We start from the raw sequence: 21,201 nt of genomic DNA on the forward strand, positions 1-21,201 counted from the left end.
TCACTCCGCAGGCACGGCCGAGGAACCGGCATGTTTCCGGGCGCCCGCGGCCACCCGCACCCGCCGGTCCGACAGGCTGAGAACCCCGCCAAGGGCCATGATGATCGCACCCGCCCAGATCCAGTTGGCGAAGGGTTTGATATAGGTCCGGACCGCCCAGCCGCCGTTCTGCTGCGGATCGCCGATCGCGATATAGACATCACGGAAGATGCCGTTGTCGATCGCCGCCTCGGTCGTGGGCATGCCCGCCACCGGGTACATCCGCTTTTCGGGATGGAGTGTCGCGATCTGCCGGTCGCCGCGCCAGACCGACATCGTGCCGGTCGTCGACATGTAGTTCGGGCCTTCCACGCGCTCGACCTTTTCCAGGACGAAACCGTAGTCGCCCACCTCGAACCGCTCACCAATCTGGGCGACGCGGATGTCCTCCTGGCTCCACGCCATCAGCGTGGCGATACCCAGCATGGTGATGCCAAGGCCGGAATGGGCCACTGCCTTGCCCCAGTCCGCCCGCGGCAGGCGGGTCAGTCGACGCGCCTTTTCACCCATCGCCCCGCGGCCCGCGCGCGTCCACAGATCGACCGCCGCCCCCGCGATCAGCCATGTGCCAAGGCCCATGCCGACCGGGCCAAGGGCGCTTTTGCCCGACTGCATCGCCCAGGCCAGCGCGCCAAGAGCCAGCGCAAGCCCAAGCGCCGGCAGAACGGCCAGCAGCGCCCGCCCCATCCGCGCCCGTTTCCACGGCAGGATCGACCCGATGGGCAACAGAACACCCAACGCCACCATGAAGGGCGTGAAGGCCATGTTGAAGAACGGCGCGCCGACCGACAGTTTGCGTGCAAAGGCCATCTCTGCCACCAAGGGCCAGATCGTGCCGACGAACACCACGAAGGCCGCAACCGCCAGCAGGATGTTGTTGAACACCAGCGCGGATTCGCGGCTTGCGACGCCGAAGACGCCCTTGGCCTCCATCGCGCTGGCCCGCGCGGCATAAAGCGTCAGCGCGCCCCCCATGAAGACGGCAAGGATGATCAGCAGGAATACCCCCCGCGTCGGATCGGTCGCGAAGGCATGGACAGAGGTGATGATGCCCGACCGGGTGATGAACGCCCCGATCAGCGAAAACCCGAAGGCCACGATGGCCAGAAGCACCGTCCAGCTTTTCAGCGCCTCGCGCTTTTCCACCACGATGGCCGAGTGCAAGAGCGCCGCCGCGATCAGCCACGGCATGAAGGACGCGTTTTCCACCGGGTCCCAGAACCAGAACCCGCCCCAGCCCAGTTCGTAATAGGCCCACCACGACCCCAGCGCGATACCGATGGTCAGGCAGATCCATGCCGCCAGCGTCCACGGCCGGACCCATCGCCCCCAGGCGGCATCCACCCGCCCCTCGATCAGCGCGGCGACGGCGAAGGAGAAGCAGATCGAAAGCCCCACATAGCCGAGATAGAGAAACGGCGGATGGAAGGCGAGACCGGGATCCTGCAACAGCGGGTTCAGATCCTGCCCGTCGAAGGGCGCCACCGCCAGCCGCTCAAACGGGTTGGAGGTGAACAGGATAAAGGCGAAAAACGCCGCCGCGATAGAGGACTGCACGGCCAGCACCCGCGCGCGCAGCGTCGGCGGCAACCCGCCCCCGAACCACGCAGCCAGCGCACCGAACAGCGTCACGATCAGAACCCACAGCAGCATGGAGCCTTCATGGTTCCCCCAGACGCCCGACACCTTGTAAAGCATCGGTTTCAGCGTGTGAGAGTTCTCGACCACCACCAGCAGCGAGAAATCGGACGTCACGAAAGCATAGGTCAGCGCCGCGAAGCTGAACGCCGTCAGCATGAACTGCGTCATCGCGGCAGGTTCGGCCATGGCCATCCAGCCGCTCCAGCCCTTGTGGGCACCGATCAGGGGGATCACCGCCTGCATGACGGAGATCGCGAAAGCGAGGGCGAGGGCGAAGTGGCCGAGTTCGATAAACATGGACCGACTAATAAGCTTAACCATCCCCGGCGCAAACGGATTCTTGGCCTCGCCAAGGGCGCCTGACAGGAACGTGAGCAGGCCGCCGGGCAACTCAGACAGGCGGCGCGTCGACGAATGGGCACCTTGCCGAAAACACAAAGCTCCCCGTCCGTGCAGGGCGGGGAGCGGATCTCGTTCGCATGTGGAACTCCCCCGTTTCGACAGAGGGTTGTGCGCTTGAAAGACGGCTTGGTCTTATTCAGCCTGCATCACGGCCTTGGTGGGATAGCAGCGCCCGACTTTTCCGTGAGAGTTCGGCGCACAGGACCAGATGGTGGTGCCGTTGGCATCATGGATCGCCTGGCCAAGATGGGATCTCTTGACGGCATCCTTGTCCACACGCACCCAGGACTTCGAGACCGGGGAATAGACGTGGGACGCTTGCGCCAGCACCGGCAGCGCCGTCATTGCGGTACAGCCGATTGCAAGGGCTGCCACGGTCAGGACCTTTTTCATGGGAAACCTCCTTCGCATTTGTCCTGATGGGATGATTTGTCAGCCGACTTACAAAAGCAAACGACGGATATTTAAATTGCGCAGCAAACGTGATTAACGCGTTTATCGTCAATGACTTGGGCACATCCCCCAGTTTAGCAAAATTGAAAACATGCACCTCGTGTGCGCCTTTCGGCGACAGGGCCGCCACAACGAAACACGGTGTCCGCCCCCACACGCCCTTGCGTCGCTGCGACTCTCGCAGGCCCCGATGCGGCGCGCCCGGATCGCTGCGTTGCGGCAAGGCCTTGATTTCAAATTGCTGCACGGCGACATGGAGGGCGGGGCTCCGTATGCCCCTTCGAATCTGCCGGGCGGTCCGGCATCAGGCGGGATGCCCTTTGCGCGATGACGCGGCACAAAGACGACTGGATCATCTCAAGCTTGCTGGAGGATCTCCAGAACCTCGCGCTGTCGAAGGCCGATGTCAGCATATCGGATCTGATCGACACCGTGGGGTCGCGCGGATTCGGCCCGCTTCTGATGGTGCTGTCGGCCTTTCTGATCCTGCCCATCGGCATGGTGCCGGGCATCCCCGCCGTCGTGGCCGTCTTCATGATCCTGATCGGCGGGCGGATGATGACCGGCAATGACCGGCTGTGGCTGCCCGAACGGGTCGGGCGTGTGTCCTTCTCGGGCCATATGCTTGCCGTGTCGGTTGCGCGGGCAGAGCCGACCGTCTTGTGGATGCGCCCCTTCGTCGCCCCGCGGTTGGCCTTTCTGATCGACAGCGCGGTGGCGCACCGGATACTGGCCCTGATCCTGATGGCAACCGGCGTGATGGTTCTGGTGGCCGGGTTCATCCCCGGCCTGCCCTTCGCGTTGTCCTTTCACGTGCTGCTGCTGGGGCTTGCGTTGTCCACCCGGGACGGATTTGTCGCGCTGTCGGGCTATGGCATCCTCATCGGCGAGGCACTCGTCATCTGGCGAATCTTTCTGTAGCGCCCTGCGACCGGGATGCCGAACCGGATCACTTGACGAAAAACGCCTTTTAACCTATGCACACGCACAGTTGATGAAGCGACTGGTAATTCGGCCGGTCGGGCCGCGTGGAAAGTGCGGCCGCTCTCGCCGCAACTCACGTTAAGGACCCGCATGACCACATTCGCCGATCTGGGGCTGGACCCCAAGGTATTGTCCGCCGTAGCCGAGGCCGGCTACACCTCCCCCACACCGATTCAGGCCGGGGCCATTCCCCCTGCGCTTGAAGGACGCGATGTTCTTGGCATCGCCCAGACCGGGACGGGCAAGACGGCGGGCTTCGTTCTGCCCATGATCACACTTCTGGGCCGTGGCCGTGCCCGCGCGCGGATGCCGCGCAGTCTGGTTCTGGCGCCGACGCGCGAACTGGCCGCACAGGTGGCGGAAAACTTCGACACCTATGCAAAGAACACCAAGCTGTCCAAGGCGTTGCTGATCGGCGGCGTCAGCTTCAAGGAACAAGAGGCGCTGATCGACAAGGGCGTCGACGTGCTGATCGCGACGCCGGGCCGCCTGCTGGATCATTTCGAGCGCGGCAAACTGCTTTTGACCGGCGTTCAGGTCATGGTGGTGGACGAAGCTGACCGGATGCTCGACATGGGGTTCATCCCCGATATCGAGCGGATCTTCCAGTTGACGCCCTTTACCCGCCAGACGCTGTTTTTCAGCGCGACCATGGCGCCGGAAATCGAACGGATCACCAACACCTTCCTCTCGGCCCCGGCCCGCATCGAAGTCGCCCGCGCGGCCACGACCGCCGAAAGCATCGAACAGGGTGTTGTTCACTACAAGGCCAGCCGCAAGGATCGGCAGGCGCGCGAGAAACGCGAACTTCTGCGCGCGCTGATCGAGTTGGAGGGCGAGGCCTGCCGCAACGCGATTATCTTCTGCAACCGCAAGACCGAGGTCGACATCGTCGCCAAATCGCTGAAAAAGCATGGCTACGACGCGGCCCCCATCCACGGCGACCTGGATCAGTCGATGCGGATGCGGACACTGGATTCGTTCCGCGAGGGGTCTTTGCGGCTGTTGGTGGCCTCTGACGTCGCCGCCCGCGGGCTCGACATCCCCGCCGTGTCCCATGTGTTCAACTACGACGTCCCCTCCCATGCGGAGGACTACGTTCACCGGATCGGCCGTACCGGCCGCGCCGGGCGGTCCGGCAAGGCGCTGACGATCTGCGTGCCCCATGACGAGAAATGGCTGGCCGCGATCGAGGCGCTGGTGGAAAAGGAAATCCCCCGCATCGAAAGCCCGCTGACATCTCCGGCGGCCGACAGCGACCGGGGACCCAAGGCAGAGGATCATCCTGCCGCCCCCGTCAACGCCCGGGGTGACGACGCGCCGCGTCCCGAACAACGGAAATCGGGCCGCAACCGCCGGGGCGGGCGTGACCGCGGTGGCCGGGACGAACCGGTCGTCGGCATGGGCGATCATATGCCGGCCTTCCTGCTGCGGTCGTTCAAGCCGAAAACGGAAACCGCCCAGGAAGCCGTCGAATAACGAAGGGCGTCGGCCGCGGCCGACGCCCCTTGCGTTTTCTCAGAACTCGGGTCAGCCGCGGCGGCGCAGCGCCGCCAGACCACCAAAGCCCGCCAGCAACAGCGGCAGCGTCGCCGGCAGCGGCACGGCCGAGGTTTCCGACGCGGCAAGGTTCGAGAACTGCGAATAGTTGCTTTCGACATAGACGCCGACATTGCCGGACAGGAACGTGCTGTCGGTCACCGTACCGCTGGTGATCGTCGTGAGCCCCTGCATGATCGAATATGTGATGTCGTTGCCGGACCGCGAGATCGAGAAGTCGTAGGTCACATTCAGCGTCCAGTACAGGTTCGAGACATTGGCCAGAACCGTATCGGTCCCGCCGTTTTCGACGATCAGCCAGAACCCGTTCTCGGTCGAGGAGCCGCCATCCCAATAGCCGTTGCCTTCCCACCCCATGCGGTAGTGGTTGGAGGTATCGGTCCAGCCAAAAACAACGCCCATATTGTCGTTGTCGGACGTTGCGCGCATCGTGCCGGTATAGGTGAAGTCACCGTTCAGGCTGAAATCACTTACCAGCGTCGTGTGGGCGTTGCGGCCGATGGAGGCGGATGTACCGCCCGTCGTCCAATAGTTCTGATAATACAGTTGATTGTCAGCCGGCGCCGCTGTCGACGTCCAGTTGCTCGTATCGATGGTGGCGGCTTGCGCAGCGCCACCGGCGGCCATCACGGCCACGGCTGCAAGAATGCGTTTCATAATCTGTTCCCCTAGTGAACCATTTATACAGGCTGAAAGACCGGCACCGGAAATAGATCCGACAAATGGACCGGCACGCTTTCAACTGAAATCTTGCTATCAATATTGGACAGGTGGCCAAAGAGAATCTGGCCAAAAGCGGGCAATAGCCCACTTAATTGAAGACAGTCGTTTTCAAGACTGCCAATTGTTTCTTGAAACCGTTTAAGCCGACAAACGGCTGATCACCACGGTCACTTCAGGCTTTTTGCCGATCTCGTTTTGCGACACCTGCCGCACGATCCGGCGCATCGCTTCCTCGATCTTGTCGTCGTTGCGCATGGTCTTGGGTTCGGCCCGGCCAAGGAACTGGTCAAGATCGGCCTCCAGCACCTCGGCAAGCGGGGCTTTCGAGTTGCCCTTTTCGGGCAGGCCCATCAGTTCGACCCAGGGCTCGCCCAGCGGTTCGTCCTCTTCGTCGATGATCAGCGTGACGATCACATGGCCGTTCAGCGCCATCCTGATGCGGTCGCGCACGACCCCGTCCAGCGCGCCGATCTGTACCGATCCATCCAGATAGGTCCGCCCGGTCTCGATCATGTCGGCGACGCGGGGAATGTCCGGCGTCAGGTCAAGCATGGTGCCATTGGGCGCCAGAACCGCGTAATACCCGTTTTCGCGTGCCAGCTTTACATGCTCCCGCAGGTGTCGGTGTTCACCATGCATCGGCACCACGGTCTTGGGGGCGACCAGTTGGTGCACCTGCGACAGGTCCGGACGGTTGGCATGGCCGGAGACGTGGTACAGATCCGCCGCGTCGTCCACGACATCGACGCCCATTTCGGAATAGGCGTTCACCACCCGCAGGACGTCGCGTTCGTTGCCCGGAATGGTCTTGGACGAGAACAGGAAGGTATCGCCCTCCTTCATCTCCAGCCCCATATAGCGCCCGCGCGACAACTGGCCGGAGGCCGCGCGCCGCTCCCCCTGGCTGCCGGTGACAATCAGCATCAGATGGTTGCGGGGAATATCCGCGGCTTCTTCGGGGCTGACGGTCTTGGGGAAGTCGGTCAGGATCCCGGTTTCCACCCCGGCCTCGATCATCCGGCGCATGGCCCGCCCCAAAAGGCACACCGACCGCCCGGCATCCCGCCCGGCCTCTGCCAGCGTCTTTACCCGCGCGATGTTGGAGGCAAAGGTCGTGGCGACGAACATGCCCTCTGCCCGTTCGACAAGCTGTCGGATCGCGGGGCCCACCGTCGCCTCGGACCGGCTGGGATTGGGCGAGAACACATTGGTTGAATCGCAGGTCAGCACCTTGACGCCCGGCTCTGCCACCTTGGCCCACAGGTTTCGGTCGAACGGGTCGCCCAGGATCGGTGTGACATCCAGCTTGAAATCGCCCGTATGCACGACGCGCCCCGCCGGGCTGTCGATCACCATGGCAGAGCTTTCGGGGATCGAATGAGACACGGGCAGGAACGCCACCTTGAACGGCCCGGCATTGATCTGCTGCGGCCAGATATCGACGATGTTGACCGCTTCGGGGTCCTGCCCCTGCTCCTCCATCTTGCGGGCCGCATGGTTGCCGGTAAAGGGACGGGCATAGACCGGCGCCTGAAGGCGCGACCACAGGTGGCCAAGCGCGCCGATGTGATCCTCATGCGCATGGGTGATGAAGATCGCCTCCAGCCGGTCGCGGCGTTCCTCCAGCCAGGCGATATCGGCAAAGATCAAATCGACCCCCGGCGTCGTGTCCATGTTCGGGAAGGTCACGCCGATATCGACAAGGATCAGGCGTTCTTTCCCCGCAGGCCCGTACCCATACACATAGGCATTCATCCCGATCTCCCCCGCGCCGCCGAGGGGGAGATAGATCAGTCGGTTGTCGCTGCTCATTGCGCCTGTTGTTCCTTGTTATAGGCGTGGATCACGGTCAGGCCGTGCATGGTCAGATCGTCTTCGATGGTGTCAAATAGCACATCGCCCTGCGCGAACAACGGGGCAAGCCCCCGGTGCCGATGACGCGCATGGGCCTATCGTATTCGCCGCGGATACGGTCGCAGATTTCGCGCACAAGCCCGACATAGCCCCAGAACACGCCCGACTGCATACAGGCAACCGTGTTGGTGCCGATGACCGCCTGCGGCTTGGTCACGTCGACATGGGGCAAGGCGGCGGCGGCCATATGCAGCGCCTCAAGGCTGAGATTGACGCCCGGGGCAATCACCCCGCCGACATAGGCCCCGTCTTCGGCCACCACGTCAAAGGTGGTCGCGGTGCCGAAATCCACGACGATCAGGTCGCCGCCATGCCGGTCATAGGCGCCCGCGGCGTTGACCAGACGGTCGGGGCCGACATTGGTGCCCGCATCCACCCGCGGTGGATTGGGCAGCAGGCAATCGGGTTTTCCCACAACCAGCGGCCGGGCGTTGAAGAAGCGGTCGGCGAAGACGCGCAGGTTGAAGACCACGCGCGGCACGGTGGACGAGATGATGAGATCATGGATCTCCGGCTCGATCCGGTAGTGCCGAAGGAGGGTGGAGAACCAGACATGGTACTGGTCCGCCGTGCGGGTGTGTTCGGTCGCGGTGCGCAACGTGCACAGAAACTGCTCCCCGTCCCAGATCGAAAAGACGGTGTTGGTGTTGCCGCAATCGATACAGAGAAGCATGGGTCAGCCTTCAGAAAAACACGTCCGCGGCCGCAATCACACGCTGGCCACGGGGCGTATCTAGAACAAGCTGCCCGTCCTCGTCCACCGTGCGGAAGATGCCCCGGACCTCTTCGGTGCCGGTGCGCGCGGTGATCTCCTCCCCCCGTTTCGCGGCCTGGTCCAGCCAGGCGGCACGCAGGGGGCCAAAACCGTTATCCTGGAAGAACCGCTGTTGATGGGCAAAATGTTCGGCCAGGAAAGTGAGGAATTCCAGCGGATCGATCGCGTCGCCCGTCGCGTCGGCCAGCGTCACCGGCGGGTGCTGGCCGGGCTCAAGCCCCACGGGCGCTGGCGCGGTGTTCAGGTTCACGCCGATCCCGATGGAAAGCTGCGTAACCTTGTGCCCATGCCCGTCAGAGGCCAGCAGGATGCCCGCCAGTTTCCCCCCGGACAAAAGCACATCGTTTGGCCATTTCAGGCTCAGCGCCGTGCGATCCTCCACATAGGCAAGAAGCGTGGCGAAAAGCGCATAGGACGCGACGAAGCTGAAAAGCGCAGCCTTGGCCGGGGGGCAGTCGGGCTGCATCGCCAGCGTGGCAGACAGGTTGCCCTCCGGTGCCGCCCATGCGCGCCCACGACGCCCGATGGCAGCGGTCTGGCGCCGCGCCGCGATCCATGTGGGCCGGGCGAAAGGCGCGCGGCGGCGCGCCTCTGCCATGGTGCTGTCGACCTCGTCCAGCAGGATCAGGTCGTGTCCGGCCGGCCAGTGCCAGCCGGCCTGCCCCGCCGGTCCGTCCTCAGTTGACAAGGCTTTGTGCCGCGGCCTGTGCCAGCCCCTCGACCCCGAAGAGGTTGATGACACCCGCCACCATCGCGAAGGCCGAAACCATCATCACGCCCCAAAGCGAGGGCGCCATCGTCCCGTCAAGCTGCGGATCGCCCTCCTCTCCGAAATACATGAAGAACACGATGCGCAGGTAGTAGAACGCGCCTACGACCGAGGCCAGCACCCCGGCCACCGCCAGCCAGACAAGCCCCGCATCCACCGCGGCCTTGACCACGTAGAACTTCCCGAAGAAGCCCACCAGCGGCGGCACACCGGCCAGGCTGAACAGCAGAACCAGCATCGCCAGCGCCTTCAGCGGTTCACGCGCGGACAGCATGTTCAGGCTGGCGATATCGGTGACCGGCTGGCCGTCCTTCTGCATCGACAGGATGAAGGCGAAGGTGCCGACGCTCATCGTGACATAGATCGCCATGTAGACCAGCATCGCCTGCACGCCCATCTCGGTCCCCGCGGCGAGCCCCATCAGCGCATAGCCCATATGGGCGATCGAGGAATAGGCCATCAGCCGCTTGATGTTGCGCTGCCCGATGGCCGCAATCGCGCCCAGCACCATCGACAGGAGCGACAGGACGGCGATCACCTGCCCCCAGTCGCCCGGCACGCTGCCGAACGCCTCGTGCAGGACGCGCGCCATCAGACCCATGGCGGCCATCTTGGGCGCTGCCGCAAAGAAGGCCGTGACCGGCGTGGGGGATCCTTCGTAGACATCCGGCGTCCACATGTGGAACGGCACCGCCGACACCTTGAAGGCCAGACCGGTGATCATGAACACCAGACCGAACAAAAGCCCGATGGACATGTCGCCCTCGCCCAGCGTCGACAGGATGCCGGAAAACAGCGTCGTGCCCGAATAACCATAGGTCAGCGACGCGCCATAGAGCAGAAGACCCGAGGACAGCGCGCCAAGGACGAAGTATTTCAGACCGGCCTCGGTCGATTTCAGGCTGTCCCGGCGCAAGGACGCAACAACGTAAAGCGACAGCGACTGAAGCTCCAACCCCATATACAGCATCATCAGATCGCCGGCCGAGACCATCAGCATCATGCCGACAACCGCCAGCGTGATCAGGATCGGGAACTCGAACAGCAGCGTCTTCTGCCGTTTCATGTAATGGTTGCTCATCATCAGAACCGCGGCGGCAGAGACAAGGATCACCACCTTGGCAAAGCGCGCGAACCCGTCATCGATCACCGCGCCGCCAAAGGCCGTTTGCGTGCCCCCCGCGGTCAGACCGACCCAGACGGCCATCACGAAGAACAGCGCGGCCGTCACCCAGTTCAGAATGGGCCCAAGCCTGTCCTTGCCCGTATAGACCGCGCCCACCAGCGCCAGCATCGCATAGATGGCCAGCGCGATTTCCGGCAGCAGGACATTGATATCGGCAGAGATCATCGCACTCCCCTCAGTTCTGGGCCAGCCGCGTGGCGGCCTCGGCGTCGATCAGCGCCGTTTGGTAGTTGTTCAAAAGCGCCTCGACCGAGGGCCCGATGATGTCGGTGATCAGCGCCGGATAGACCCCCAGAAGCAGCGTCATCACCACCAGCGGCGCGAACATCGCCTTTTCCCGCAGGTTCATGTCGGTGATGCTGCGCAGGGATTCCTTGATCAGGTCACCGAAGACCACCCGGCGATAGAGCCAGAGCGCATAAGCAGCCGACAGGATCACGCCCGTCGCGGCCACCGCGGCAACCCATGTGTTCGCCTGGAACACGCCGACCAGCGTCAGGAATTCACCGATGAACCCGGACGTGCCCGGCAGCCCGACATTGGCCATGGTGAACAGCATGAACACCAATGCATAGGCCGGCATCCGGTTCACCAGCCCGCCATAGGCGTCGATGTCGCGGGTGTGCATCCGGTCGTAGATCACGCCCACGCACAGGAACAGCGCCCCCGAGACGAAGCCGTGGCTGATCATCTGGAAGATCGCGCCATCCACGCCCTGCTGGTTCGCTGCGAAGATCCCCATCGTGACATAGCCCATATGAGCGACCGAGGAATAGGCGATCAGCTTCTTCATGTCCTGCTGCGCCAGCGCGACGAGCGAGGTGTAGACGATCGCGATCGCCGACAGCCAGAACACGAACGGCGCCCATATGTCAGAGGCCACCGGCATCATCGGCAGGCTGAAGCGCAGGAAGCCGTAGCCGCCCATCTTCAACAGGATCGCGGCCAGAATGACCGACCCCGCCGTCGGCGCCTGCACGTGGGCATCGGGCAACCATGTGTGCACCGGCCACATCGGCATCTTGACCGCGAAACTGGCGAAGAAGGCCAGCCACATCAGCGTCTGCATGCCGCCCACGATGGTCTTGCCTGCGATGGTGATGTCGCCATGGCTGAATTCGTGGTTCAGCAGCAGCACGATGTCGGTGGTGCCCGCATCGATATACATCGCCACCATGGCCACCAGCATCAGGACAGAGCCGAGGAAGGTGTAGAGGAAGAACTTGAAGGTGGCGTAGATCCGATTCTTGCCGCCCCAGATGCCGATGATCAGGAACATCGGGATCAGCCCGCCCTCGAAGAACAGGTAGAACAGGACCAGGTCGAGCGCGCAGAACACGCCCAGCATCAGCGTTTCCAGCAGAAGGAACGCGATCATGTATTCCTTGACCCGATGGGTGACGTTCCAGCACGCGCCGATGGTGATCGGCATCAGGAAGGTCGTCAGCATCACGAACAGGACAGAGATCCCGTCGACCCCCATCTTGTAGGTCAGCCCGATCAGCCAGTCGCGTTCTTCCACGAACTGGAACCCGGTATCCTTGGGGTCGAAACCGAACAGCACGAAGAGCGAGACGAAAAAGGTTGCCGTCGTCGCGATCAGCGCCAGCCATTTCGCGTTGCGCTGGGCCGCGGCATCATCGCCCCGCAGGAACACACCCAGGATGATCGCCGCGATCATCGGGGTGAAGGTGATGATGGAAAGCAGGTTGGTCATGTTATTGCGCCCCCCCGGCCAGCGTCATCCATGTGATCAGAACCGCGATGCCGATCACCATCGCGAAGGCATAGTGGAACAGGTACCCCGATTGCATCCGCCCGGCGACGCGGGTGAAGAACGGGATGATCCCCATCGCCAGCCCGTTGATGCCGCCATCGATGATGCTGCCATCGCCCCCTTTCCAGAGGGCACGGCCGACATTTCGGGCGGGGTTGACGATGATCGCGTCGAACAGTTCGTCGAAATACCACTTGTTCAGCAGGAACAGGTAGAGCGGCCGGAAGGTCTGCGCGAACTTGCCCGGCAGATCCGGCGACTGGATGTAGAAGGTGAAGGCCACGAACAGACCCGCCAGCATCGCCATGAACGGCGCGGCCTTGACCCAGTCGGGCGCGTGGTGGGCGTTGTCCATCGAATGGTTGTCCGCGCCCATGTAGATGGCGCCCTCGCCCGGCATGGCATGCGCGACGGCCATCGTATGACCAGCCTCGGCCCCATGCGCGGCCTCGCCATGTGCAGGCTCGCCATGTCCGGCCTCTGCCCCATGTCCGGCATCTGCCGCGGTCTCATGCGTCGGGATACCGTAGAACTGGTTCACCTGGTCATGGTCACCGAAGAAGTCGGAATACCAGACCATCCCGGCGAAGATCGCCCCGACCCCCAGCACGCCCAGCGGCACAAGCATGTTCAGCGGGCTTTCATGGGCGTGGTCGTGGGTGTGCTTGTTGCCCCGCGGCTCCCCCCAGAAGGTCATGAACATCAGCCGCCAAGAATAGAAGCTGGTGAAAGCCGCGGCGATGACCAGCGCCCAGAAGGCCAGATAGGCATGGCCGCCCCAGGCGCTTTCGATGATCGCGTCCTTGGACAGGAAGCCGGCAAAGCCGAAATGGGTCAGCGGGATGCCGACGCCGGTGATGGCAAGGGTGCCAACCAGCATCGCGGCAAAGGTGAAGGGGATCTTCTTCCTGAGGCCCCCGTAGTTCCGCATGTCCTGCTCGTGATGCATCGCATGGATGACCGAGCCCGCCGCGAGGAACAGAAGCGCCTTGAAGAACGCGTGGGTCAGCAGGTGGAACATCGCGGCGGAATAGACGCCGACGCCTGCCGCCACGAACATGTAGCCCAGCTGCGAACAGGTCGAATAGGCGATCACCCGCTTGATGTCGTTCTGAACAAGGCCCACCGTGGCCGCGAAGAACGCGGTCGCGGCGCCGATCACCACCACCATGGTTTGCGCAGCAGGTGCGAATTCCATCAGCGGCGACATCCGGCAGATCAGGAAGACGCCCGCCGTCACCATCGTCGCGGCGTGGATCAGGGCCGAAACCGGCGTCGGCCCCTCCATCGCGTCGGGCAGCCATGTATGCAGGAAAAGCTGTGCCGACTTGCCCATCGCCCCGATGAAAAGCAGCACGCCGACGACATTGGCCGCGTTCCATGTGCCGGAGAGGAAGCTCAACTCCGTTTCCGCGATGGTCGGGACGGCGGCGAAGATGTCATCGAAATTCACGCTGTCGACAAGGAAGAACAGCGACGCAATCCCGAGGATGAAGCCGAAATCGCCCACCCGGTTGACCACGAAGGCCTTGATCGCCGCCGCGTTCGCCGAAGGTTTGCGATAGTAGAACCCGATCAGCAGGTAGGAGGCGACGCCCACGCCCTCCCAGCCGAAGAAAAGCTGGATGATATTGTCGGCGGTCACCAGCGCCAGCATGGTGAAGGTGAAGAAGGACAGATAGGCGAAGAAGCGCGGCTTGTAGCTTTCGCCCTCCCGCCATTCCGGGTCGTGATTCATGTAGCCGAAGCTGTAGAGATGCACGAAGGCCGACACCGTGGTGACCACGATCAGCATGATTGCCGTCAGCCGGTCAACCCGGATCGACCAGTCGGCGGCCAGCGTACCGCTTTCGATCCAGCGGAAGATCTCGATCTGCCGCATCTCGCCGTCGAAGCCGATGAACACCACCCAGGACAGCACCATCGACAGGAAGACCATTGCCGTGGTCACCCACATCGCGGCCTTTTCGCCCAGCATCCGGTAGCCGAAGCCGCACAGGATGGCCCCGATCAGCGGGGCAAAGAGGATGATCTTTTCCATGAACCCTTACCCCTTCATCATGTTGATGTCGTCCACCGCGATGGACCCGCGATTGCGGTAGAAGCAGACGAGGATGGCAAGCCCGATGGCGGCCTCGGCCGCGGCGACGGTCAGCACGAACATGGTGAAGACCTGCCCCACCAGATCCCCCAGCGCGGCAGAGAAGGCCACGAGGTTGATGTTGACCGCCAACAGCATCAGTTCGATCGACATCAGGATGACGATCACGTTCTTTCGGTTCACGAAGATCCCGAAGACCCCGATGACGAACAGCGCCGCGGCCACCGTCAGGTAATGTTCAAGTCCAATCATTCCGTCCCTCCGGGCCTTTTGCCCGCTTGTCCTGTCGGTTCGTCCGGGGTCAGAGACCCTGCCCCGGTTTCACGTCTTTCAGTTCCATCGCCTTGGCCGGGTCACGATACATCTGCGCCAGCACGTCTTGCCGCTTGATGTCGGGCCGGTGGCGCAGGGTCAGCACGATGGCCCCGATCATTGCCACCAAGAGGATCAGCCCCGCGGCCTGGAACAGATGGATGTAGTCGTCATAAAGAAGGTTGCCGAGCGCCTGCGTATTGTGCTGCGCCTCGCTCACCGGGGCCTGCCGCAATTCGATGGCCGTGTCGGCCGTCTGCCAGACGCCGAAGACCATCACCAGTTGCGCCAGGAACACCGCCCCGATCAGCGCCGCCAGCGGCAGGTAGGAGGCCATGTGCGCCTTGAGTTCGGTGAAATCGACATCCAGCATCATCACCACGAACAGGAACAGCACCGCGACCGCGCCCACATAGACGATGACCAGCAGCATCGCGACAAATTCAGCCCCCAGCAGGATAAACAGCCCCGCCGAAGACAGGAACGCCAGGATCAGCCACAGCACCGAATGCACCGGGTTGCGTGCCAGGACCACGAACAGGCCCGAAGCCACGGTAACGACCGCAAAGCAGTAGAAGGCGAAGTCCGCAAAGCTCATTGGCCGGTCTCCTTGTCCGTATCCTGTTCCTCGAACACCGCATGCGCCAGTTCCAGCGCGCGGCTCATCGCGGGGATGCCGCCCAGCATGCCCATCTGGTAGATCACTTCGGAAATCTCACGCTCGGTCGCGCCGGCCTCCAGCGCGTGGCGCACGGTCATGCGGAACTGCACATCCGCCTGCGCGCCCAGAACCGTCAGCCCCGCGATGACCGCCAGCAGCCGGGTGCGCGCATCCAGCCCCTCGGGGTTGAAGGTGTTGCCCCACATCATTTCCATGAAGTCCTTGGGCATGGTCGGCATCAGCTTGTCGAAACCATGCACCTGAAAGCTCTCCAACGCGGGGTTGAAGGCGCGGGCCATCTTGTGGCTCTGCTCCATCATCTGCTGGAAGAGTTTCGCGAAATCGCTCATCGGTAGGGGGCGTCCATCTCTAGGTTGCGGGCGATCTCGGCTTCCCAGCGCTCGCCGTTGTCCAGAAGCTTCTGCTTGTCGTAGAACAGCTCTTCCCGGGTTTCGGTGGCGAATTCGAAATTCGGCCCCTCGACAATGGCATCCACCGGGCAGGCCTCCTGACAGAAGCCGCAATAGATGCATTTCGTCATGTCGATGTCATAGCGCGTGGTCCGACGGGACCCGTCCGCGCGGGGTTCGGCATCGATGGTAATCGCCTGCGCGGGGCAGATCGCCTCGCACAGCTTGCAGGCGATGCAGCGTTCTTCCCCGTTCGGGTAGCGCCGCAGGGCGTGTTCGCCGCGGAAGCGGGGCGAAAGCGGGCCCTTTTCGTGCGGGTAGTTCACCGTGGCCTTGGGCGCGAGGAAGTACTTCATCCCCAGCCGCATGCCCTCAAGAAAGTCCATCAGCAGAAAATACTTGCCCGCGCGGGTCCAGTCGATTGCAGCCATTGATCAGCCTCCCACCGCCCAGCGGGCATAGGCGCCGCCGAACAGTTCGAATTGCGCGAAGAACGCCACCACCACGACCCAGATCAGCGACATCGGCAGGAACACCTTCCAGCCCAGCCGCATCAGCTGGTCATAGCGATAGCGGGGCACGATGGCCTTCACCATCGCGAACATGAAGAAGAAGAAGCCCATCTTGGCGACCATCCAGATGGCCCCATCCGGCAGGCCCGGAATGGGCGACAGCCAACCGCCGAAGAACAGGAGCGTGATCAGCGCGCACATCAGGAAGATGGCGATATATTCGCCCGCCATGAACAGAAGGAACGGCGTGGAGGAATACTCCACCTGATAGCCGGCCACGAGTTCCGATTCAGCCTCCGGCAGGTCGAAGGGCGGGCGGTTGGTCTCGGCCAGGGTCGAGATGAAGAACAGGAACACCATCGGCAGATGGGGCAGCCAGTACCACGAGAAAAGGCCAAAGCGTCCGTCCTGTGCCCCGACGATGTCGCCGAAGTTCAGGCTGCCCGTCGACAGGATCACCCCGATGATGATCAGGCCGATCGACACCTCATAGGAAATCATCTGCGCCGCCGAACGGAGCGAGCCGAGGAACGGGTATTTGGAGTTCGACGCCCAGCCGCCCATGATGACGCCGTAGACCTCAAGCGAGGAGATCGCGAAGACGTACAGAACCGCCACGTTCAGGTTCGCCAGCACCAACCGGTCGGAGAACGGGATCACCGCCCAGGCCGCCATCGCCATGACGAAGGAAATCAGCGGCGCCAGCATGAAGACGGGGCGGTCGGCGCCCGCCGGGATCACGACCTCTTTCACCACGTATTTCAGCGCGTCGGCCACCGTCTGCAAAAGCCCGAAGACCCCGACGACGTTCGGCCCCTTGCGCATCTGCACCGCGGCCCAGATCTTGCGGTCCCCATAGACGAGGAACAGCAGAGAGATCATCACGAAGGCGATCACCATCAGCCCATGCGCCATGAGCGTAAGCGCGATCCCAAGCCCTGTATCCAGAAAATCAGCCATTCGCGTCGTCGTCCCTCACACCGTCTGTCTTTCATGCGCCGCGCCGCGGGCGCACGCGTCGTTTCTGCCCGCCATCTATTCCGCCGCCACCGCTTCGGCGGCGCGCGCCCGTGCATCGGCCGACAGTTTCGCCATCAGTTGCGAGGCCCGGGCAATCGGGTTCGTCAGGTAGAAATCCCCAACCGCATAGCGGAAATCGGCCGTCGCGGGTTTCGCAGCGGCAACCGCTGTCCACGTATTCACCGGCACCTCGTCGATCAGCCCCAGATGCGGCACCTGTGCAATCAGCCGTTTGCGCAAGGCGGCCAGCGAGTCATAGGGCAGCGTTGCGCCCATCTGGCCCGACAGCGCCCGCAGGATCGCCCAGTTCTCCTTCGCCTCACCCGGCGGGAAGCCGGCGCGCAAGGCCAGTTGCGGCCGCCCCTCGGTATTCACGAAGAGGCCCGTCTCCTCGGTATAGGCGGCACCCGGCAGGATGATGTCGGCCCGGTGCGCGCCGCGGTCGCCGTGGCTGCCCTGATAGATCACGAAGGTCCCGTTGCCGATGTCGATCTCGTCGGCACCAAGGTTGTAGATCACGTCCACATCCTTGATGGCGGCCTCCATGCCGGCTTCGGTCACCGCGCCGATATCCATCGCGCCCACGCGCGACGCGGCGGTATGCAGGACAAGGAAGCCCGATTGGGTCACCTCGGCCATCTTCATCGCCTGCCCCAGAACGGCGGCGCCGTCGGCCTCGGTCAAGGCGCCCTGCCCGACGATCACCAAGGTCTTTTTGGCCTTGGTCGCGTCGCTGACACCCTTGGCCACGGCGTCGACCAGCGCCTGCCGCCCGTCGCCCATATGGGCGTAGTCATAGGTCAGGTCGACCTTCGGTCCGATCAGGCCGATCTCTGCCCCGCGCATCCATGCCTTGCGGATGCGCGCGTTCAGAACCGGCGCTTCCGTCCGGGGGTTGGTGCCGATCAGCAGGATCATCTCGGCGTCGTCGATATCCTCGATGGTCGCCGTGCCGACATAGGCCGACCGGTTCCCCTCTGGCAGCTTGGCGCCGTCGGTGCGGCATTCCACCTGTCCGCCGATGCCTTCGACCAGGTCTTTCAGGGCGAATGCCGCCTCGACCGGGACCAGATCGCCGATCAGGCCGGCCACCTGCTTGCCCTTCATAGCATCGGCCGCGGCGGTCAGCGCCTCGGCCCAGCTTGCCGGGCGCAGCTTTCCGTTTTCGCGGATATACGGGCGGTCAAGCCGTTGGCGGCGCAGCCCGTCCCAGACAAAGCGGGTCTTGTCGGAAATCCATTCCTCGTTCACGCCGTCATGGTTGCGCGGGATGATCCGCATCACCTCCCGCCCCTTGGTGTCGACCCGGATATTCGACCCCAGCGCATCCATCACGTCGATGGTCTCTGTCTTGGTCAACTCCCACGGGCGCGCGGTGAACGCATAGGGTTTCGAGGTCAGCGCGCCCACCGGGCACAGGTCGATGATGTTGCCCTGCAGGTTGCTGTCCAGCGTCTCGCCCAGATAGGCGGTGATCTCGGAATCCTCGCCGCGACCCGTCTGCCCCATCTGGCTGATCCCCGCGACCTCAGTCGTGAAGCGGACGCAGCGGGTGCAGGAAATGCACCGGGTCATGCAGGTGGCCACCAGCGGCCCCAGATCGAGGTCTTCGTTGGCGCGCTTGGGCTCGCGATAGCGGCTGAAATCCACGCCATAGGCCATCGCCTGGTCCTGAAGATCGCATTCGCCGCCCTGGTCGCAGATCGGGCAATCGAGCGGATGGTTGATCAGCAGGAACTCCATCACGCCCTCGCGGGCCTTCTTGACCATCGGGCTGTTGGTCTTGACCACCGGCGGCGCACCATCGGGCCCCGGGCGCAGATCCTTGACCTGCATCGCGCAAGAGGCCGCCGGCTTGGGCGGGCCGCCCACGATTTCCACAAGGCACATCCGGCAGTTGCCCGCGATGGACAGCCGCTCGTGATAGCAGAAGCGGGGGATCTCGATCCCCGCCTCTTCGCAGGCCTGAAGCACCGTCATGGCCGGATCGACCTCGATCTCGCACCCGTCGATGATGATCTTGCGTAGCTCTGCCATTCCCTAACCCTGTCTTGCCGCCCTCTGCCGGGCGGTCTCTCCTATCTTCCGCGCAAGAGCGACCCGGTGAACGTTCCGTTCTTCATCTCTTCCCGGCCAAGCCGGCAATAGCTCTGGGCATCGCCCTCCACCACGCCATGATCGGCCAGATATGCGTCGCGCCGCGCCCGCATCAGCGCCCGCTCCTCCTTCGACTTCAGGAACGCCTTGACCTCGTCCTCCGAATAGCCAAGCGACCGGGCGTAGTTTTCCAGCTTCTTGGCCTGCTGCCAGACGAAGAACATGCGCGCCGAAATCGTGGGGCAGTTCTTCTGGATCTCGTCCCCCAGGGACGCGGCGAACAGCGTGTCGTAGATCCGCGCGTTCTCTCGCAAGGGCGGCAATTCCTGCGCCCCCGACGCGGGCACGCCCGCCGCCGTGAACAGGGCCGCGGCAACCGCCGCCGCCGTATGTCTGCCCCCCCAAATCATCCCTATTCTGCCGCCACCGCGCTGGTGCGGCCGGTCTTGGCGGCTTTGATCCGGTCCTCGATCTCGTCGCGGAAATGCCGGATAAGGCCCTGGATCGGCCAGGCCGCCGCGTCGCCAAGGGCGCAGATCGTATGACCCTCGACCTGCTTGGTCACGTCGAACAGCATGTCGATCTCTTCCAGCTCGGCCTCGCCCCGGATCAGGCGTTCCATGACGCGCATCATCCATCCCGTACCCTCCCGGCAGGGGGTGCACTGGCCGCAGCTTTCATGCTTGTAGAATTTCGACAGCCGCCAGATCGCCTTGATGACGTCGGTGGACTGGTCCATCACGATCACCGCCGCGGTCCCAAGGCCCGACCTTTGTTCCCGCAGCCAGTCGAAATCCATGATCGCGTCGTCACACAGATCAGCCGGCAAAAGCGGCACCGACGACCCGCCGGGGATCACCGCCTTGAGATTGTCCCAACCGCCGCGCACACCGCCGCAATGGCGATCCAGCAGTTCGCGCAGACCGATGGACATGCTTTCCTCGACCACGCAGGGGTGGTTCACATGGCCGGAGATGGCAAACAGCTTGGTGCCGGCATTGTTGGGGCGGCCGAAGCTGGCGAACCAGTCGCCGCCGCGGCGCAGGATCGTGGGCACGACCGCAATCGATTCAACGTTGTTCACCGTGGTCGGGCAGCCGTAAAGCCCTGCCCCCGCCGGGAAAGGCGGTTTCATCCGGGGCATGCCCTTCTTGCCTTCAAGGCTTTCCAGAAGCGCGGTTTCCTCGCCACAGATATAGGCGCCGGCGCCATGGGCGAGATACAGGTCGAAATCCCAGCCGGACCCAGCGGCATTCTTGCCCAGCAGCCCCGCATCATAGGCCGCGTCGATGGCCGCTTGCAGGGCCTCGCGCTCGCGAATGTATTCGCCGCGGATGTAGATATAGCTCGTATGCGCCTGCATCGCGAAGCTGGAAATCAGCGCCCCCTCGATCAGCGTGTGCGGATCGTGGCGCATGATTTCGCGGTCCTTGCAGGTGCCGGGTTCGGACTCGTCGGCATTGATGACGAGGTAGTGCGGCCTCCCGTCGCTTTCCTTCGGCATGAAGGACCATTTAAGACCGGTCGGGAAACCAGCACCGCCGCGACCGCGCAGACCGGATTTCTTCATCTCGTCGATGATCCAGTCTCGCCCTTTCGCGATGATCTGGGCCGTGCCGTCCCAATGCCCACGGGCGCGCGCGCCCGCTAGGCTGCGGTCATTCATCCCGTACAGATTGGTAAAGATGCGGTCCTGATCGGTCAGCATGTCGTATCCCTGTCGGTTCTGTCGGGGCCGCCTTCGGGCAACCGGTTCTTGTGTCTTGCGTCCGGCAGAAGGCACGGGGCCACCTGCCGGGCGTTTTCATTGTGACGCGGTCCGGGGCGGGGCCTGTCGTATCTCGGCACATCCCGCCGCGCCGCAG

At 63.4% G+C, this 21,201-nt stretch carries 18 protein-coding genes and 1 pseudogene; 2 read left to right on the forward strand and 17 right to left on the reverse strand.

Translation table 11 applies throughout. The features are described 5' to 3' along the window. Both RGUI_RS01495 and RGUI_RS01500 read right to left on the reverse strand, forming a co-directional pair. On the reverse strand, nt 1-1,977 hold the full coding sequence (locus RGUI_RS01495) for a heme lyase CcmF/NrfE family subunit (RefSeq protein ID WP_081531433.1): 1,977 nt from the start codon (nt 1,975-1,977) through the stop codon (nt 1-3). Between the two features lie 237 nt (nt 1,978-2,214). Then, entirely contained in the window at nt 2,215-2,475 is a 261-nt protein-coding gene (locus tag RGUI_RS01500) for a hypothetical protein (protein ID WP_081531434.1), read from the reverse strand. A gap of 387 nt (nt 2,476-2,862) precedes the next feature. Between RGUI_RS01500 and RGUI_RS01505 the strand changes: the two genes are divergently transcribed. Both RGUI_RS01505 and RGUI_RS01510 read left to right on the forward strand, forming a co-directional pair. Then, a complete protein-coding gene (locus RGUI_RS01505) occupies nt 2,863-3,456 on the forward strand; it encodes an exopolysaccharide biosynthesis protein (RefSeq protein ID WP_081531435.1) in 594 nt (197 codons plus the stop codon). Nucleotides 3,457-3,609: 153 nt separating this feature from the next. Further along, nucleotides 3,610-4,998, forward strand: a complete 1,389-nt coding sequence (locus RGUI_RS01510; RefSeq protein WP_081531436.1) for a DEAD/DEAH box helicase — start codon at nt 3,610-3,612, stop codon at nt 4,996-4,998. Between the two features lie 51 nt (nt 4,999-5,049). Here RGUI_RS01510 and RGUI_RS01515 read toward each other — a convergent pair whose 3' ends face one another. The 15 genes and pseudogenes from RGUI_RS01515 to nuoF all read right to left on the reverse strand — a co-directional run bounded on the left by RGUI_RS01515 (nt 5,050) and on the right by nuoF (nt 21,044). Beyond that, nucleotides 5,050-5,736 carry a VPLPA-CTERM sorting domain-containing protein gene (locus RGUI_RS01515; RefSeq protein ID WP_081531437.1) on the reverse strand — a complete coding sequence of 229 codons (687 nt, stop codon included), beginning with the start codon at nt 5,734-5,736 and terminating at the stop codon, nt 5,050-5,052. Nucleotides 5,737-5,940: 204 nt separating this feature from the next. Beyond that, nucleotides 5,941-7,614, reverse strand: a complete 1,674-nt coding sequence (locus tag RGUI_RS01520) for a ribonuclease J (protein ID WP_081531438.1) — start codon at nt 7,612-7,614, stop codon at nt 5,941-5,943. Next, nucleotides 7,611-8,389: pseudogene (locus RGUI_RS01525) on the reverse strand (type III pantothenate kinase). The gene RGUI_RS01520 and the pseudogene RGUI_RS01525 overlap by 4 nt, the downstream one beginning before the upstream one ends. Nucleotides 8,390-8,399: 10 nt before the next feature. Further along, on the reverse strand, nt 8,400-9,179 hold the full coding sequence (locus RGUI_RS01530; RefSeq protein ID WP_256387868.1) for a biotin--[acetyl-CoA-carboxylase] ligase: 780 nt from the start codon (nt 9,177-9,179) through the stop codon (nt 8,400-8,402). Further along, on the reverse strand, nt 9,169-10,611 hold the full coding sequence (gene nuoN, locus RGUI_RS01535; protein ID WP_081531439.1) for an NADH-quinone oxidoreductase subunit NuoN: 1,443 nt from the start codon (nt 10,609-10,611) through the stop codon (nt 9,169-9,171). The genes RGUI_RS01530 and nuoN overlap by 11 nt, the downstream gene beginning before the upstream one ends. 10 nt (nt 10,612-10,621) lie before the next feature. Then, on the reverse strand, nt 10,622-12,163 hold the full coding sequence (locus RGUI_RS01540) for an NADH-quinone oxidoreductase subunit M (protein WP_081531440.1): 1,542 nt from the start codon (nt 12,161-12,163) through the stop codon (nt 10,622-10,624). A 1-nt stretch (nt 12,164) separates the two neighbouring features. After that, on the reverse strand, nt 12,165-14,264 hold the full coding sequence (gene nuoL, locus RGUI_RS01545) for an NADH-quinone oxidoreductase subunit L (RefSeq protein WP_081531441.1): 2,100 nt from the start codon (nt 14,262-14,264) through the stop codon (nt 12,165-12,167). Nucleotides 14,265-14,270: 6 nt separating this feature from the next. Next, on the reverse strand, nt 14,271-14,576 hold the full coding sequence (gene nuoK / locus RGUI_RS01550) for an NADH-quinone oxidoreductase subunit NuoK (protein ID WP_081531442.1): 306 nt from the start codon (nt 14,574-14,576) through the stop codon (nt 14,271-14,273). A 49-nt stretch (nt 14,577-14,625) separates the two neighbouring features. After that, nucleotides 14,626-15,234 (reverse strand): NADH-quinone oxidoreductase subunit J, encoded by a 609-nt coding sequence (locus RGUI_RS01555; protein WP_081531443.1) that lies wholly within the window; start codon nt 15,232-15,234, stop codon nt 14,626-14,628. After that, complete coding sequence (locus tag RGUI_RS01560; protein WP_081531444.1) at nt 15,231-15,647, reverse strand: carboxymuconolactone decarboxylase family protein; 417 nt, start codon at nt 15,645-15,647, stop codon at nt 15,231-15,233. The genes RGUI_RS01555 and RGUI_RS01560 overlap by 4 nt, the downstream gene beginning before the upstream one ends. Then, nucleotides 15,644-16,138: an NADH-quinone oxidoreductase subunit NuoI gene (gene nuoI, locus RGUI_RS01565; RefSeq protein ID WP_081531445.1), complete on the reverse strand. Its 495-nt coding sequence runs from the start codon at nt 16,136-16,138 to the stop codon at nt 15,644-15,646. Before nuoI ends, RGUI_RS01560 begins: the two co-directional genes overlap by 4 nt. A 3-nt stretch (nt 16,139-16,141) precedes the next feature. Continuing rightward, the gene (gene nuoH, locus RGUI_RS01570; RefSeq protein ID WP_081531446.1) at nt 16,142-17,179 is read right to left on the reverse strand and encodes an NADH-quinone oxidoreductase subunit NuoH; all 1,038 of its coding nucleotides are present in this window, start codon (nt 17,177-17,179) and stop codon (nt 16,142-16,144) included. Nucleotides 17,180-17,254: 75 nt separating this feature from the next. Further along, nucleotides 17,255-19,276: an NADH-quinone oxidoreductase subunit NuoG gene (nuoG, locus tag RGUI_RS01575; RefSeq protein WP_081531447.1), complete on the reverse strand. Its 2,022-nt coding sequence runs from the start codon at nt 19,274-19,276 to the stop codon at nt 17,255-17,257. A gap of 41 nt (nt 19,277-19,317) precedes the next feature. Continuing rightward, nucleotides 19,318-19,746, reverse strand: coding sequence for a DUF5333 domain-containing protein (locus RGUI_RS01580; protein WP_081531448.1), 429 nt, complete (start codon nt 19,744-19,746; stop codon nt 19,318-19,320). Between the two features lie 2 nt (nt 19,747-19,748). After that, the gene (nuoF, locus tag RGUI_RS01585) at nt 19,749-21,044 is read right to left on the reverse strand and encodes an NADH-quinone oxidoreductase subunit NuoF (protein ID WP_081531449.1); all 1,296 of its coding nucleotides are present in this window, start codon (nt 21,042-21,044) and stop codon (nt 19,749-19,751) included. Nucleotides 21,045-21,201 lie beyond the last annotated feature (157 nt).

The sequence above is a fragment of the Rhodovulum sp. P5 genome (genome assembly GCF_002079305.1).
Taxonomy (GTDB): domain Bacteria; phylum Pseudomonadota; class Alphaproteobacteria; order Rhodobacterales; family Rhodobacteraceae; genus Rhodovulum.

What these genes read in the sequence shown, in the direction of transcription:
- RGUI_RS01555 (WP_081531443.1), bottom strand. Translation starts at nt 15,234, where the DNA reads ATGAGCTTTGCGGACTTCGCCTTCTACTGCTTTGCGGTCGTTACCGTG.
- RGUI_RS01540 (WP_081531440.1), bottom strand. Translation starts at nt 12,163, where the DNA reads ATGACCAACCTGCTTTCCATCATCACCTTCACCCCGATGATCGCGGCG.
- nuoH (WP_081531446.1), bottom strand. Translation starts at nt 17,179, where the DNA reads ATGGCTGATTTTCTGGATACAGGGCTTGGGATCGCGCTTACGCTCATG.
- RGUI_RS01510 (WP_081531436.1), top strand. Translation starts at nt 3,610, where the DNA reads ATGACCACATTCGCCGATCTGGGGCTGGACCCCAAGGTATTGTCCGCC.
- RGUI_RS01580 (WP_081531448.1), bottom strand. Translation starts at nt 19,746, where the DNA reads ATGATTTGGGGGGGCAGACATACGGCGGCGGCGGTTGCCGCGGCCCTG.
- nuoG (WP_081531447.1), bottom strand. Translation starts at nt 19,276, where the DNA reads ATGGCAGAGCTACGCAAGATCATCATCGACGGGTGCGAGATCGAGGTC.
- nuoF (WP_081531449.1), bottom strand. Translation starts at nt 21,044, where the DNA reads ATGCTGACCGATCAGGACCGCATCTTTACCAATCTGTACGGGATGAAT.
- RGUI_RS01500 (WP_081531434.1), bottom strand. Translation starts at nt 2,475, where the DNA reads ATGAAAAAGGTCCTGACCGTGGCAGCCCTTGCAATCGGCTGTACCGCA.
- RGUI_RS01495 (WP_081531433.1), bottom strand. Translation starts at nt 1,977, where the DNA reads ATGTTTATCGAACTCGGCCACTTCGCCCTCGCCCTCGCTTTCGCGATC.
- nuoN (WP_081531439.1), bottom strand. Translation starts at nt 10,611, where the DNA reads ATGATCTCTGCCGATATCAATGTCCTGCTGCCGGAAATCGCGCTGGCC.
- RGUI_RS01505 (WP_081531435.1), top strand. Translation starts at nt 2,863, where the DNA reads ATGACGCGGCACAAAGACGACTGGATCATCTCAAGCTTGCTGGAGGAT.
- nuoI (WP_081531445.1), bottom strand. Translation starts at nt 16,138, where the DNA reads ATGGCTGCAATCGACTGGACCCGCGCGGGCAAGTATTTTCTGCTGATG.
- RGUI_RS01560 (WP_081531444.1), bottom strand. Translation starts at nt 15,647, where the DNA reads ATGAGCGATTTCGCGAAACTCTTCCAGCAGATGATGGAGCAGAGCCAC.
- RGUI_RS01515 (WP_081531437.1), bottom strand. Translation starts at nt 5,736, where the DNA reads ATGAAACGCATTCTTGCAGCCGTGGCCGTGATGGCCGCCGGTGGCGCT.
- nuoK (WP_081531442.1), bottom strand. Translation starts at nt 14,576, where the DNA reads ATGATTGGACTTGAACATTACCTGACGGTGGCCGCGGCGCTGTTCGTC.
- nuoL (WP_081531441.1), bottom strand. Translation starts at nt 14,264, where the DNA reads ATGGAAAAGATCATCCTCTTTGCCCCGCTGATCGGGGCCATCCTGTGC.
- RGUI_RS01520 (WP_081531438.1), bottom strand. Translation starts at nt 7,614, where the DNA reads ATGAGCAGCGACAACCGACTGATCTATCTCCCCCTCGGCGGCGCGGGG.